The 14,132-nt window shown below is 72.5% G+C and carries 11 protein-coding genes; 3 read left to right on the top strand and 8 right to left on the bottom strand.

The genetic code is table 11. The features are described from left to right. Positions 1-39: 39 nt before the first annotated feature. Genes PS271_RS27715 through PS271_RS27690 form a run of 6 tightly spaced genes read right to left on the bottom strand, consistent with a single transcriptional unit; the run spans position 40 to position 5,871 of the window. Entirely contained in the window at positions 40-1,083 is a 1,044-nt protein-coding gene (locus tag PS271_RS27715; protein WP_398385606.1) for a pyridoxal-phosphate dependent enzyme, read from the bottom strand. Next, a complete protein-coding gene (locus PS271_RS27710; protein WP_398385604.1) occupies positions 1,041-2,093 on the bottom strand; it encodes a GHMP family kinase ATP-binding protein in 1,053 nt (350 codons plus the stop codon). Before PS271_RS27710 ends, PS271_RS27715 begins: the two co-directional genes overlap by 43 nt. After that, positions 2,090-2,926, bottom strand: a complete 837-nt coding sequence (locus PS271_RS27705) for a Rossmann-like domain-containing protein (RefSeq protein ID WP_398385602.1) — start codon at positions 2,924-2,926, stop codon at positions 2,090-2,092. Before PS271_RS27705 ends, PS271_RS27710 begins: the two co-directional genes overlap by 4 nt. A gap of 20 nt (positions 2,927-2,946) precedes the next feature. After that, positions 2,947-3,744: an ABC transporter ATP-binding protein gene (locus PS271_RS27700; RefSeq protein WP_398385601.1), complete on the bottom strand. Its 798-nt coding sequence runs from the start codon at positions 3,742-3,744 to the stop codon at positions 2,947-2,949. Continuing rightward, on the bottom strand, positions 3,741-4,862 hold the full coding sequence (locus tag PS271_RS27695; protein WP_398385599.1) for a FecCD family ABC transporter permease: 1,122 nt from the start codon (positions 4,860-4,862) through the stop codon (positions 3,741-3,743). Before PS271_RS27695 ends, PS271_RS27700 begins: the two co-directional genes overlap by 4 nt. After that, complete coding sequence (locus PS271_RS27690; RefSeq protein WP_398385597.1) at positions 4,852-5,871, bottom strand: ABC transporter substrate-binding protein; 1,020 nt, start codon at positions 5,869-5,871, stop codon at positions 4,852-4,854. Before PS271_RS27690 ends, PS271_RS27695 begins: the two co-directional genes overlap by 11 nt. A gap of 123 nt (positions 5,872-5,994) precedes the next feature. Here PS271_RS27690 and PS271_RS27685 point away from each other — a divergent pair, with 123 nt between their 5' ends. Continuing rightward, positions 5,995-7,242 (top strand): MFS transporter, encoded by a 1,248-nt coding sequence (locus PS271_RS27685; protein ID WP_398385596.1) that lies wholly within the window; start codon positions 5,995-5,997, stop codon positions 7,240-7,242. Positions 7,243-7,446: 204 nt separating this feature from the next. Here PS271_RS27685 and PS271_RS27680 read toward each other — a convergent pair whose 3' ends face one another. Next, the gene (locus PS271_RS27680; RefSeq protein WP_367133169.1) at positions 7,447-8,487 is read right to left on the bottom strand and encodes a vWA domain-containing protein; all 1,041 of its coding nucleotides are present in this window, start codon (positions 8,485-8,487) and stop codon (positions 7,447-7,449) included. Between the two features lie 333 nt (positions 8,488-8,820). Here PS271_RS27680 and PS271_RS27675 point away from each other — a divergent pair, with 333 nt between their 5' ends. Together PS271_RS27675 and PS271_RS27670 are read left to right on the top strand one after the other, a co-directional pair. Further along, the gene (locus PS271_RS27675; RefSeq protein ID WP_398385594.1) at positions 8,821-10,140 is read left to right on the top strand and encodes a glycosyltransferase family 2 protein; all 1,320 of its coding nucleotides are present in this window, start codon (positions 8,821-8,823) and stop codon (positions 10,138-10,140) included. 247 nt (positions 10,141-10,387) lie between these two features. After that, complete coding sequence (locus tag PS271_RS27670; protein ID WP_398385592.1) at positions 10,388-11,998, top strand: translation initiation factor 2; 1,611 nt, start codon at positions 10,388-10,390, stop codon at positions 11,996-11,998. On the opposite strand, the gene PS271_RS27665 is transcribed toward PS271_RS27670, so the two are convergent. Beyond that, a complete protein-coding gene (locus tag PS271_RS27665; protein ID WP_398385591.1) occupies positions 11,986-14,082 on the bottom strand; it encodes an NB-ARC domain-containing protein in 2,097 nt (698 codons plus the stop codon). The genes PS271_RS27670 and PS271_RS27665 overlap by 13 nt on opposite strands. Positions 14,083-14,132: the final 50 nt, after the last annotated feature.

Here is a 14,132-nt window from a genome sequence, read left to right as displayed (position 1 = left end):
TAAAGTTGCTGAACGTACAACGTCAATGGTTGGCATTGTTCATACAACTTCTGAAGGTAGTGCCGAGGCGGGCGGCCACTCCGTCGCCGGGGCGCGGTTCCAGCGCATCCGGGACCAGGGCAGGGCCAGTTGGCTGCGGTCGGACACCTCTCGCGGGGCGAAGTCCGCGATGGGCGCGGCCTCGCGGTGCCGGGCGTAGACGGTGTCGACGTAGCGGTGCCCGGTGTCGGCGGCGATGAAGAGGACCGTCCGCCCGGGGGTGCGTTCGCGTTCGTGGCGGGCGGCGAGGTAGCCGGCGCCGGTCGACAGCCCCGCGAAGACCGCGTGCCCCCGCAGCAGGTCGACGCTGCCGGCCAGGGCCGCGTCGAAGGAGATCCAGTGCAGGGTGTCGTACAGCTCGTGCGCGACGTTCCCGAAGGGGATGGAGCTGCCGATCCCGGCGATGATGATCTCGGGGTCGGAGACGTGCCCGGCGCCGAAGGTGACGCTGCCGTACGGCTGGACGCCGACGAGTTCGACGTCCGCCGGGCCGTCGGGGGCCGCGCGGAGGTAGCGGGCGAGGGCGCCGGTGGAGGCTCCAGACCCGACGCCGCCGACGACGGTGAGCGGGTCCGGGCCGGTCGCCGCCCGGATCCCGTCGGCGACCGCGCGGTAGCCGAGATAGTGGATGCCGTCGTGGTACTGCCGCATCCAGTGGTATTCGGGGTGTGCGGCGAGGATCTCGTGGATCCGCTCGACGCGCCGCTTCTGGTCGAGTTTGAGGTCGCTGCACGGCTCCATCTGCTCCAGCGTCGCCCCGAGGACGGCGAGCTGGGTGCGCAGCGTGCGGTCCACCGTCGCCGAGCCGACGATGTGGCAGCGCATGCCGTGCCGGTGGCAGGCCAGGGCGAGGGCGTACGCGTAGATGCCGCTGGAGCTGTCCAGCAGGGTGTCGCCGCGCCGCACGGCGCCGGTGTCGAGCAGGTGGCGCACCGCGGCGAGGGCGGAGACGACCTTCATCGTCTCGAAGCGCAGGCAGACGAGCCGGTCGTCGAGGCGTATCAGGTCCGGCCGGCCGATCGACTCCGCGATGTGCTGGTCCATTCAGGGTCCCTTCGGTGGTGGTGAAAGGTGGAGAAGGCGGAGAAGGTGCTGAAAGTGGTGGAGTTGCCCAAGGTGGTGAAGGTCCGGGTGGCGGGGATGCCGTGGGCGTCCAGGGCGCGCAGGCAGCTGCGGACGCGGTGCCGCAGGCCCGGGGTGGCCGGGGCGAACAGCACGCCCGCCACGGCGCCGCTGTGCGCGATCTGGACGCCCGCGGCTCCGACCCGGCGGGCGATGGCGGTCAGTGCGCCGAACTCCGGGTGGCCGAGGACCTGCTGGCCGCGGCGCGCGCTGGCGGTGGCGACCTGCCCGAGCAGGTGCGCGTCACCGGTGGCCACCGCCCGGCGCAGCCGTGTGCGCAGCCGCTCGAAGTCCCGGACGTCGGCCTCGGTGGCCTCCCGTACGGGCAGGGCGAGGGTGTCCACGGGCGCGCCCCCGCCGAAGGCGCAGCCGACCACGACCAGCGGCGGCAGGGCGGGGCCGAGGACCTCCAGGACCCGGCCCTCGCGCTGGGCGAACAGCACCGGGCGGCCGTCCAGCATCAGCGGGTCGCAGGCCAGCTCGGCGCGGACGGCCAGCCGGGCGACCGCGTCGGGGGCGAGCCGCAGCCTGTACGAGTCCGCGACCGCGCGTACGGCGGCGATCACGTCGCTGGTGGAGCTGCCCATGCCCAGGCCCACCGGTACGTCGCACGTGAGCCGCAGCTCCCCGCCGCAGGGCGGCTGCCCGGTCCGCTCGGCGCACGCGGCGACCGCGAGGGCCGCGGCTTGCGCGGCTTTCGTTCGGCCGGCGGGGACGACGGTGAGCGCGCCGGGCGGGGTGCCGGGCCTGCGGACGAACTCGGCGTGGCTGCCGGGGCCGGCCATGGGGAGGGTGACCAGGCCCGCGCACCGGCGCCCGTCACCGTCGAGGAAGACGCCCTGGAGGATCTCGCCGTGGTGGCAGGGGGCGTGCCCGGTGCCGGCGGGCGCGTCGCCGGCACCGGGGACCGCCGGGCGGGCGGCGGGCTTCACGCGCCGCCCGCCGGCCGGTAGCGGTACAGGACGCTCTCCTCGGCGCTGAACTGGGAGAAGGGGAACGGTTCCGCGGACAGGGCGGTCACGCCCGAGCCGAGGAAGGCGCGGGCGACGGCGCTGCCGGTCTGGGCGTAGACGACCAGCGGGACGCCCCGGGTCCGGCAGCGCTCCAGGATGGTGTCGAACGAGCCGTTGCTCAGGGTCATTCCGGTGGCGACCACGGCGTCGGCACGGTCCAGCACCGCGTGCATGTCGTCGGTGACGGGGTCGCCCCACTGGGTGGCCTTGAGGTTGAAGTCGCAGGGCAGCGGGGCGCCGCCGCGCTCGCGTATCGCCGCGACCAGCGGGTTGACGACGCCGATGAGGCCCACCCGCGCGCCCTCCTCGATGTCCAGCAGGCCGGCGATGGCCGCGTCGCGGGCCTTCGCCCGGGTCTCCGGGGTGCCGGTGGGAAGGGTGACGGCCTCGGCGTCGCCCGCCGCGGCGGCCGCGCGGTGCGGGCGGGTCTCGGCGAGGTAGGCGTCGAGGGCGGCGATCCGCAGCGGGCGCGGGGCCTTGCGCAGCAGGACGTCGAGCGGGGCGCCGGAGGAGTCGCGGCAGACCGACGGGTCGGTCTCGCCGGCCTCGAAGGCGCAGCCGCCGAACGAGCCGCCGAGGCGGACCAGGACGTACTGGTTGAGGTAGGTGGTGTCGCCGCCGGCGAGGCGGGTGCCGTGGTGGAGCCAGAACACGCTGGTCGCGACGAGTTCGGAGGGGAGCGGGCCGTGTTCGCCCGCGAGGACGGCTTCGACGAGGGCGTCGACGGAAGGGGCGGGGGGCGTCGGGGTCATGGGGTTCCTTTTCCTGGGTTTTACGGGGAGGGCTGGTGTTCGGGGGCCGGCACGCCGAGCGGCCCGCGGTAGGTGACGGCGGGGTGTCCCAGGGCGTCGGTGGTGAGTTCGGCGTCCACCTCGAAGACCTCGGCGAGCCGCTCGGCGGTCAGGACGGCGGCGGGGGTGCCGGCGGCGATCAGGCGGCCGTGGTGCAGGAGCAGCAGCCGGTCGCAGTACCGGGCGGCGAGCGACAGGTCGTGCAGCGCGACCAGGACGGTCTGGTCCGTACGGGTCAGCAACCGCATCAGTTCCAGCTGGTGTTTGACGTCGAGGTGGTTGGTGGGCTCGTCGAGCAGGAGCGCGTACGGCTGCTGGGCCAGCGCGCGGGCGATGTGGGCGCGCTGCCGTTCGCCGCCCGACAGCGCCTTCCAGGGGCGGCCGGCGAGCGCGGTGAGCCCGAGGCGCTCCAGCGCGGCGGCGACGACCGCCCGGTCGGTGGCGTCCGGTCCGCGCCAGCGGTCGCGGAACGGGGTCCGGCCCAGGCCCACGACGTCGGCGACCCGCAGTTCGCTGTCGGCGCCCGGGTCCTGGCCGGCGAAGGCGACGTGGCGGGCGATCCGGCGCGCGCTCCAGTCCCGTACGTCCTCGCCGTCGTAGCGAACCGTGCCCGTGTCGGGGGCCCGCAGGCCGGCCAGGCAGCGCAGCAGCGAGGACTTGCCGGAGCCGTTGGGGCCGAGCAGTCCGACCGTCTCGCCGGGGGTGATGCCGGCACTGACACCACGGACGACGGGCGTGCCCGCCACCGACCAGCTCAGCTCTTCGGCGGTGATCCTCACAGCTCACCCCTCTTGCGCAGGACGAGGAGGAAGAGCGGCACGCCGAGGAGTGCGGTGATCACGCCCACGGGAACCTCGCGGGGCGCGAAGGCGATCCGGGCCAGCGCGTCCGTCCACACCAGGAACACCGCGCCCGCGAGCGCCGCGTACGGCAGCAGCACCCGGTACAGCGGGCCGACGAGGAAGCGCACCCCGTGGGGGACGATCAGCCCGACGAAGCCGATGGCGCCGACGGTGGCCACCGCCACCGCGGTCAGCGCGGCCGTGACCACGAGCAGCAGCATCCGCGTGCGGCGTACGCCGATCCCCAAGGACGCGGCGGTGTCGGTGCCGAAGGCGAGCCCGTCGAGGGCGGTCGAGCAGAGCCACGCGGCCAGCAGCCCCAGCGGCGTGACGACCGCGCAGACCACGACGGTGTTCCAGCGGGCGGGCGCCATCGAGCCCAGCAGCCAGTGGGTGACGGCCCGCGTGGTGTCCGCGTCCGCCGAGGCCATCAGGATCAGGGAGGTGAGCGCGGTGAAGAGCTGGCCGACGACCACGCCGGTGAGGACGATGCGGGACGAGTCCAGCCCGGTGCGCCGCAACAGCAGCATGAGCAGGCCGAAGGAGAGCAGGGCGCCGGCGAGCGCGCCTCCGGTGACGCCGAGCGCGCTCGCGCCCAGCCCGGTCAGAGGCAGGACGACTACGGTGACGGCTCCCGCCGACGCGCCCGAGGAGACGCCGAGGAGGTAGGGGTCGGCGAGGGCGTTGCGGGTGACCGCCTGGAGGACCGTGCCGCACACGGCGAGCGAGGCGCCGACGAGGGCGGCCATCAGCACGCGCGGCAGCCGCAGGTCCCAGATGAGGGAATCCACCAGCGGGGGCAACGGCTCCACGCCCAGGCCGAGACGGGCGCCGAGGACACGGGCGAGGCCGGTCCAGCCCACGTCGGCGGTGCCGATGGCCACGGCCGCGGCGACCGAGCCCGCCAGGGCGCCGAGTGCGAGGAGGAAGAGGAGTGCCCGGGCAGGACCGGGCGGGCGGGGCCGGGTGGTGCGGGGGCACTCCGTCATCATCCCGCGGGCCGCCGGAAGCAGGAGGTCCGTCGGCTTGTGCCGAGTGACCGGGTCAGCGGGCATACCCGAGGTCCTTCATTCCCTCGGCCAGCAGCCCGAGCGCATGTACGGAGCGCACCGACGGGTCCAGCTCGATGCCCGGCACTTCGAGGATCTTGTGGTCCCGGACCGCGGCCAGCTTGGAGACCACGGGGTGCCCGGTCATCGCGGCGCGCTTCTCGGCGGCGCTGTCGCCCGGCCGCCCGCGCTCGGACAGGTCGCCGATCACGATGACGTCCGGGTCGCGCTTGGCGACCTCCTCCCAGGAGACCTCCGGCCAGTCCTCGTTGACGTCGTCGAAGGCGTTCTTCGCGCCGATGATCCGGCTCATCTCGCTGGGCAGGCCCGACTTGCCCGCCACGTACGGCATGCCGTTGAAGACGGAGTAGAGGTAGACGACGGTCGGCCGGTCCTTGCCCGCGGGGACCTTGGCCGCGTTCTCCCCCGCCTTGGCGACCGCGGCGCGCTGGCCGGCGGCGAGCTTGCGGGCCCGCTCCTCGGCGCCGAAGACCTTGCCGAGGTTCTCGTAGTCGGAGAAGAGCAGCTCGAAGGGGGACTTGCCGGCCGGGTTCTGCCGCGGGCAGTCCACGGCGCTGACGAAGGTGGGGACCTTGAGGGCGGCCAGTTCCTCGCGGGTGCCGGCCCGGTCCTTGGTGAAGAGGTCCGTGGAACCGCCGATGACGAAGTCGGGGCCGGCGGCGCGCAGCTGCTCGCCGGTGGCGATCTTCGGGGCTATGACGGGGACCTTGTCGTACGCGGCCCGGTACTGCGCGGGGACCTTCGTCTTGAGGTTGGCCGTTCCCGCCATCCGGTCCTGGAGGCCGAGTTCGAGCAGGGTCTCGGTGGAGGTCTGGTCCAGGGTGACGGTGCGCTGCGGAGGCCCGGCGAAGGACAACTGACGGCCGCAGCTGGTGACGGAGGCCGCGGTGGCGGACCGGGCGTCCGCCCCGGAGCCGTCACGCGCTGCCGCGGAGCAGCCCGCGGTGGCGAGGGCGATGGTCAAGGCGATGCCGAGGCGGGCGGGGTGGCGCATGGGGGCTCCAGTCCGGGAGGGGGTGCCGCGTTCGAAGGGTACTGTAATGGTATTCATTTTCATTAAGCGAATCCGGGTGGCTTCCCACCGGACCGCCACCTCACCCCAAGGAGCAACCACACCGTGACGACCACGCCCGCACCGACAGCGGCCAAGTCCGCCACCCCGCCCCCGCGTTCGGTCCTCCGCGACCCCGCTTTCCTGCGCCTGTGGGCGGGCACCACCGCCTCCGGCCTCGCGACCTGGGCCCTGCCCTTCGTCCTCGGGCTCGCCGTCCTCCACCGCGACCTCGGCGCGGCCGGCCTCGGCCTGGTCCTCGCCGCGCGCACCGCCGGCTTCCTCGCCGCCGTCGCCGTCGGCGGCGTGCTGGCGGACCGGCACTCCCGCCGCGCCGTCGTCCTCTGGTCGGCCCTCGCGGCGGCGGTCGCCGCGCCCCTCCTCGCCGCCGGACTCGGCCGCTCACTCGTGCTGATGACGGCCGCCGCCGCCCTCGCGGGCGCCGGACAGGGCGCCTGCCGCCCGGCGTTCCAGGCGCTCACCGCCGAGACCGTCGGCCCCGCCCACCGCCAGCAGGCCAACGCCGCCACGACCATGGCTGTACGCGGCTCCACGCTCGCCGGGCCCGCCCTGACCGCGCTGCTCGCCTCCTTCCTCGACGTCTCGACGCTCCTGCTCGGCATCGGCCTGCTCTGGCTGGTCGCCGCGCTCGTCCCGGGCAGGGGCACCGCCGCGGCGGCGGCTCAGGCCGCCGAGGCGGCCGCCCCGCGCACCGGCTTCCGCAGGGAGTTCCTCGACGGGATACGCGAGGCGCGCCGCCACCCCTGGTTCCTCGCCGGGCTCGCCGCCCTCGTCGCTGTCATCGCCCTCGGCTACTCCGCCACCAGCGTCGCGCTGCCCCTGATCAGCCGCGACCGCTACGGCACCGGGTGGGTCCTGGCCGCGGCCATGACCGCGTACACCGTGGGCGCGCTCGGCGGCGCCCTGGTCATCGCCCGTTGGCGGCCGCGCTCCCAGGGCTGGGCCGCCTTCGCGGGCCTGGCCGCGTACGGCTTCGCGCCGCTGAGCCTGATGCTGCCCGTGCACCCGGTCGTGGTCGTCGCCGCGTACGCTGTCGCCGGGGTCGGGATCGAGCTGTTCAACGTGCCCTGGTTCACGGCCACCCAGCGCGAGGTCGCCCCGGAGAAGCTGGCCCGCGTCTCCTCGCTGGACTTCCTGGTGTCCTACGGCCTGGCACCCGTCGGCCTGGCCGTGATCGCCCCGGCCATCGACGCGTTCGGCACCACGCCCGTCCTCGCGGTGTGCGCCGCCGCCTGCTTCCTCATACCGGCCGCGGCGGCCCTGGTGCCCACGGCCCGCCACTTCACCCGCTGAGGCCGGGGGCCCGTCGTGCGCGAGCCGGCGTGCCCCGGTCCGCACCGCCGGCCCGGCGGTGGTTCGGCCGGCTGGTAGCGGAACGTCAGGATGGCCCCGCGCCCTCCTCCCCCCGGCGCGGCCGACCCTGCCTTTCCGGCCCGGCAGGGGTCGTGCCGCCGGACAGGGAGCCCCGCGGGCCGGGCCGGCGGGGCTGTCAAGGCATCAGTTCATCAGGAGCAGCCGCGTCTGCGGCACCAGCTTCCGGTTCACGCTGGTGCTCTGCACGAAGATCGTGAAGTCGTCGTTGTGGTCCGGCTTGACGCGGACTTCCGCGTCCGGCAGGCCGAGCAGGGCACGTGCCTCCGGCCCCGTGTACACCCGGTCCGTCTTCTTCTCCAGCACCGCGATCTGCTTCCGCGCCTGGATCTTCTCCGACTTGCTCAGCTGGTAGAACGCACCACCGGTGCGGTAAGTGTGGCCGCTTTCGACGACCCAGTCCCGGATGGCCGCTTCGCGGGCCACCGGAATCAGCTGGTACGCCGACGGATCGGCCGGGGTGAGACCGGCCGCCTCGATGGTGTCCTTGTTGACCGCTTCCGCGCCCATGGAGAACACCGCCCGCGATCCCCGGATGCCCTGGGTGCGCCCCACCATGAACTTCTCGGTGGCCTCCTGGATGACCTGCCCGGCCTCCTCCAGGCCCTGGGTGCTCGTGGCGTCCCAGATGGCGATGTTGTCCTTCGGGAAGCCGCACCGCATGGCCTCGCGCTTGCCCATCTGGTCCGGCACGAGAACGGCCAGCGTCCAGTTGTCCTGCTGCGTCTCGATCATCTCGGCCACGGCCCGCACGAGCTCACGCTGATCCCTGGTGGGGGCGTCCACGCAGTGGTGACTCGCGTTCTCCTGACCGTCGGTCAGCACGAACGTCAGGAAGCTGTGGTCGCCGTACAGCTGGGCCGTCTGCGCCAGTTCCCGCTGCGACTTCAGCGCGGCCGCCAGCAGGGCCGTCATCCCACCGACCCGGTACAGCTCCTTCAGGGACGGCATCCGCAGCACGTCCTTGTCGTAGATGACGCACTCCACCGTGTTCGCGAAGACGTACACCGTGACGCGGGTCTCCTGGTCCAGCTCCTCCGACCGGCGGGCCAGGTAGGCGATCTGCTGGTCGGCGACTTCGACGACCTTGCGGCTCAGGTGTGACATCGACGAACTGGCGTCGAGGACGAGAGCAACGTGGTTGATGTAGTTCTGGTTTCCGGACATGACGGCTCCCCCGAAATCTTTCTCCGACTCGATGCTCCGATCCTCGCAGCCACCACTGACAATCGATCTTCACGGCGACGCCCGGCGGACCCCGCCGGCCGCCGGGCGGTGGGAAGACGGCGATATCGGGCACGGAAACGGTACGGAGAGGCCTCGGAGACTCCGGCCAAGGCCGCGGGCACCGAGCCGCATGTTCCAGCGGTACACGTCTGTGTCTTCCGAGCATGAAGGGTGGCGCGTCCGGAAACCATGGAGGTCATCGACTCCCGGCGCGTCGGTGCCGGCGGCAACGTCGAAGGGCTTCCCATGACCCTACTGGGAACGATCATAAGGATGGCCGGACTCTGCATCGTCGCGGCCACGTTGATGTACGCACTGCCCCTCACGGTCATCGGCGTGAGGTTCGCTCGTCGCAACGGCGCGTCGCTGCGCGGCCAGCTCGAACTCTCGGAGGGGCCGTCCGCCAGGCCACCGCCCGGCTGGACCGTGTTCGCGCTCATCCCGTGCCTGAACGAGGAACGGGTCATCGCCGACACCGTGCGTGAGCTGCTGGCCGGCCAGCCCGGGGTGCGTGCAGTGGTCATCGACGACGGCAGCGGCGACGCCACGGCCGAGCTGGCCCGGACCGCGGGCCGCGGCCGGATCACCCTCGTGCGCAGAACGCTGCCCGAGGCCCGGCGGGGCAAGGGCGCGGCGCTCAACGCGGGGCTGCTCGCGGTGCGCCGTTGCGTGGAGGACGAGGGCCTGGACCCGGTGCGCGTGCTGGTCTGCGTGCTGGACGCCGACGGCAGGCTGACGCCCGGTGCCGCCGCCCGCGTTGCTCCGTCGTTCGACGCACCGGCGGTCGGCGGGGCCCAGGTGGCGGTGCGCATCCGGGACCGGCGGAACTGGGTCCTGCGGTTCCAGGACATCGAGTTCTGGGGCCTGAGCGCGCTGACCCAGTTCGGCAGGGTGTCCACGGGCTCGGTGAGCATAGGCGGCAACGGGCAGTTCACCCGCCTCGCCGCCCTGGACAGCATCGGGCCGGCGCCGTGGTCGGACTCCCTGACCGAGGACCTGGACCTGGGGATCAGCCTGGCCGTGCACGGGTGGACGGTCACCTCCACCACGGGCGCCTACGTCTCCCAGCAGGGCCTGACCTGCCCCCGCCGGCTGCTGCGGCAGCGCACCCGCTGGTACCAGGGACACATGAGCGCCATCACGCGCCTCCCCGAACTGTGGGCCGCCCCCACCGCCGACGCCAAGGCCCGGCTGGAACTCACCGGCTACCTGCTCGTGCCCTACGCGATCACCCTCCCCTGGTCGATCGCCCAGCAGTACCTCCTGGTCCACACGCTTCACACGGTCTACAACAACGCCACGACGCTCACCGCCCCGGCCGCCGGGCCGGTGTGGGGGGCAGCGGTCACCGGCATCGGGTGGTATCTGGTCTCCTTCTCGCTCTACCTGGCCTGGGCATTGCTGTACTGGCGGCGTGCCGACGACCTGCCGCTCTGGAAGGCCGTCTGCTATTCCCATGCGACGGTGCTGTGGACCTACGTCGGTTTCGCCGCCTGCTGGCGTGCGTTGTGGCGCATGGCCGCCGGACGCACCGGCTGGTCCAAGACCGAACGCACTCGGGAGACACCGGTGCCCGAACCACGTGTGAGCTGAACGGGATCACGCTGTGTACGGCACCTGCCTCCACCGGCGGCCCGGCAACCGGTGTACGGCGCCGGTTACGATCAGCCCCATGCGGCAAGAGGCTCTCAACGACTTCACTTCATCCGGCCAGAGCAACTTGTACATACCAAGCTCTTCGGATACAGTGCAAACTTTTCAGGCAGCAGGCAGCAGGCAGCAGGCAGCAGGCAGCAGGCAGCAGGCAGCAGGCAGCAGGCAGCAGGCAGTTCTTCTTGCCGTGCGTTCAGCGGGGGCTCTTCACCGGCTGCTCGACGTCCTGCCCGTCTTCGAAGGCGACGACCGCATAACCGTCCGTTTCACGCTGGTGCCGGGATCGGCATTCGACGCGGAAGCCTTCGCGGCCCTTGAGCACTCCCCCGCCCGCGTCATCAGCTGGGACGAGGCACGGGAACGCAAGCACGACCTGATTCTGACCGCGAGCCCGAAGGGCCCGCTGCGGGCCCTCTCCGGACCGGGGGTCCTGCTTCCGCACGGCGCGGGCTTCAACAAGGCCCTGAGCGACGAGGGCTCGCCCCACCTGCCGTCCGGTCTCGACCCCCACTATCTGCTCGCCGGCGGCGAACCCTGGGCCTCGCTCCACGCGCTCGCCCACGGCGACCAGCTCGCCCGTCTTGCCGAGCACTCCCCCGCCACCGCCGCGCGGGGCGCAGTGGTGGGGGACCCGTCCCTGGACCGGCTGCTCGGCGCGGTCGCCCACCGGGAGAGCTACCGTTCCGCCCTGGGGACGGGCGAGCGCCGGCTCGTCGTCCTCACGTCCACCTGGGGGCCGGAGTCGCTGCTCGCGCGACGGCCTGAGCTGCCGGGCGAACTCCTCGGCCTGCTCCCGCACGACGAGTACCAGCTCGCCCTCGTCCTCCACCCCAACGAGTACAGCCGCACCAGCACCTTCGATCTCTCCCGCCACCTGGGCCCCGCCCTCGCGGCGGGCCTGATCCTGGCCAGGCCGTACGAGGAATGGTCCGCGCTGCTGGTCGCCGCCGACGCCGTGGTCACCGACCACGGCTCCACGGCCCTCTACGCGGCGGCCCTGGGCCGGCCGGTCATCGGGGCGTACGACGGCGGAGGCGAACTGATCCCCGGCAGCCCCATGGCACGGATGCTCACCCGGATCCCCCGGCTCAGCAAGGCCGGTGACCTGGCGCACCTCCTCCCGGCGGCCGAAGCCCTCGACACCCGGGACTTCGCCGGTGCCGCGTTCGCTCTGCCCGGCCAGGCCCTGCACCGCCTGCGCTCCGAGCTCTACCGGCTGCTGGGACTCCAGCCGCGGCAGGTCCCCCTGATGCCGCCCCCGCTCCCCCGCCCAGCCACGCCCCGGAGCCCGCAAGCCCTCTCCGTACGAGCCGAGGTGTCCGGGCTCCGGGTCGGCGTCGAACGATTCCCTCCGTTCACTTCCGAGGTGGTGCATCATCTGGCGGCTGAATACCCCGGGGCCGGCAACCGCCACTTGCAGAGCGCGGCGGTGCTGTGGCACCGCGCCCGGCCCGCCTCCTCTTCACCGCACACCAGTGCCTGGACGGCCGCCGGCTGGACGGCACGAGTTCTGGACGAGTTTCCGGGCTGCCGGACGGCAGCCGCCGTCCTCTCCCCGGAACGGTGCCTGGTCCGGCACCGGTCGTCAGAGCCTCTCAGCGTCCGCATCGCCCCTCGCAGGACCGCCGGACGCATAGCGCGCGCCGATCCCGCAGCGGTGGTGTCGGCGGTCCACGCCTGGCTCCGTGCCCGTCCGCAGTGGACGCCGCCCGCGACCATCACGTGCGAGACCGGACCTCTCACCGTACGCGTAGAGCTGTCTCCGGCCGGCAGAGCAGATCTCGACTACGAGCTCTGATCTCCGTCAGACAGGCCGCCCGAGCATTCAGCCAACCGTCGTGCCGTTGCCCGGTGTTCCTCCGCTTGAGCGGTGTCGCCCAGCTCGTCGGCGAGGGAAGCCAGCTCCGTCAGTATGCGCGCCTCGTCGAAGGTCGAGCCCCGTTCGCGGGAATTCGCCAGCGCGGCACGCACCAGCCCCTGTGCTTCGGCTGCCCGCCCGGCGCTCCGCAGGGCACGGCCGAGTTCGAATCCGGTCCGCGCCGTCATGCGCTCCCGCTCCTGTTCCCGCGCCATCGTGTGCGCCTCATGCAAAAGAGCGACCGCCCGCTCGGGCTCACCCAGGCTCAGCGAGGTGCGGCCCAGCAGGTAGGTCTGGAGCAGGACGCCGTACGCGTTGCCGATCTCGGCGTGCGTTCCTCTCGCGGACTCGAAGTCCGCGGTCGCGCCCGCCCAGTCGCCCTGCGCCGACTTCAGCAGTCCCCGGAATTCCCGTACCGACGCCTTCAGTTTCCGTTCCTGCGGCGAATCGCCGAGGGCTTCCGAAGCGCCCAGCGCGTGTCGCAGGTGCTCGGCGGCCTCGTCGTACTGTTCCTGTTCCCACAGCGGCCTGGCCAGTTGGCATCGCATCCGCACCATCGCCGGCAGGTATTCCAGGCGATCGGCGGCCGCCGCTCCGGCGCGGAAGGCGTCCGTGACGTCCGCGTAGTGCGGGTGATCCAGGAAGTGGGTCCACAGTGGTTCGCACAGGGCCCAAGCGTCCTCGTAGAGGCCCGCTTCAAAAGCCAGCCGCACACAGCCGTACAGGGCGAGCCGCTGCGCTTCCATCCACCGCAGGGCCTCCGCCTTGCCCTTACCGCTGAATTCGACGTCGGGAGCACCGGAAACTGCCGCTGCGGTTTCCGCGAAGGTCATGCGCGGGCCGGCGGCCAGCAGGTCCGCTCTGGCCGCCTGACGCCTGTACCAGCGGATCAGCCGGCACCGCGCCTCGGCACGAGCCGCCCCCGCGGGATCGGCCTCGCGGGCACGGCGGTCGGCATGCCCGCGCAGCAGGTCGTGCATACGGTACCCCTCGGGCCTGTTCTCCAGCAGGCCCGCGGATTCCAGCTCCTCCAGCGCGTCCTCGGCGGACCGGAGGTCTCCTCCGAGGAGCGCGGCGGCGGCCGGGGCCGCGATGGCCGGAGCGGGGTACTGCGTCACTACGTGGTAGAGACGGGCGGCCTCCGGTGCCAGCCCTGCGTAGGCTGCGTCCCAGACCGCCTCGACCATGGGAATGCCCTTCTCTCGCAGCTCGGCGCTGAGCTCGGCGACCAAGCGGGAGAGGCTGCGCCTGCGGTACTTGCGCACCCACTGACCGGCCACCTTGAGCGCCGCAGGCAGTCCGCCGCAGCCCCGGACGATCTCCGTCACGGCGCCCGGCTCCGCCGCGAGCCGGGGGTCGTCCACGATGTGCCCGAGCAGCCGTACCGCATGGTCCGGTGTCAGCGGGCTCAGCGGCACCTCGACAGCGGTCACGCCGTCGAGGTCGTAGAGCGGCCCTTGGCTCGTCACGATCGCCAGACTCCCGGCGGACGCCGGAAGCAGCGGAACGGCCTCCGCGCCGTAGCGGGCGTTGTCGATGACCACGATGAGACGCTTGCCCCGGGTGCGCGTCCAGTACTGTTTCGAGCGGCCGGCGAAAGAACGCTCCTGCCAGTCGGAGGAGACGTCCAGACCGGTGAGCAGTTCACCGACCGCGTCCGCCACTTCCACGGTTCCGTCCCGCCGCAAGTCGTCGAGATCGACGTACAACACGCCATCGGGATATCTCTGGCTGAGCCGCCGCGCGACGTGAAATCCGAATTCCGTCTTGCCGATCCCGCCGATTCCGGTCAGCGCCACCACCAGTGGTCCGGGGTGGTCCGCGTGGTTCTCGGCAGCTCGTTCGATGTGGTCCTGCTCGTCCTGACGGTTCTCGAAGTGTGCGAGTGCCGGGGGCAATTGGAACGGCACCGGCCGAGAGGGTGGCGCCGAGCCATGAAAGTGCTGGTGCAGCCCTTCAATACGGCCGGCCTGGACCGCCACATCCGCCCGCCCGCCCAGACTGTTGTACGTCTCCTCGCCCATCCCCCAACCCTAGGGGGTGACGCACTACCTGATGGGACGACACATCTCAG

Source organism: Streptomyces sp. SCA2-17 (genome assembly GCF_044336695.1).
This window is presented reverse-complemented; position numbering and strand designations above follow the sequence as displayed.

What these genes read in the sequence shown, in the direction of transcription:
- PS271_RS27715 (WP_398385606.1), bottom strand. Translation starts at nt 1,083, where the DNA reads ATGGACCAGCACATCGCGGAGTCGATCGGCCGGCCGGACCTGATACGC.
- PS271_RS27705 (WP_398385602.1), bottom strand. Translation starts at nt 2,926, where the DNA reads ATGACCCCGACGCCCCCCGCCCCTTCCGTCGACGCCCTCGTCGAAGCC.
- PS271_RS27695 (WP_398385599.1), bottom strand. Translation starts at nt 4,862, where the DNA reads ATGCCCGCTGACCCGGTCACTCGGCACAAGCCGACGGACCTCCTGCTT.
- PS271_RS27690 (WP_398385597.1), bottom strand. Translation starts at nt 5,871, where the DNA reads ATGCGCCACCCCGCCCGCCTCGGCATCGCCTTGACCATCGCCCTCGCC.
- PS271_RS27680 (WP_367133169.1), bottom strand. Translation starts at nt 8,487, where the DNA reads ATGTCCGGAAACCAGAACTACATCAACCACGTTGCTCTCGTCCTCGAC.
- PS271_RS27675 (WP_398385594.1), top strand. Translation starts at nt 8,821, where the DNA reads ATGGCCGGACTCTGCATCGTCGCGGCCACGTTGATGTACGCACTGCCC.
- PS271_RS27665 (WP_398385591.1), bottom strand. Translation starts at nt 14,082, where the DNA reads ATGGGCGAGGAGACGTACAACAGTCTGGGCGGGCGGGCGGATGTGGCG.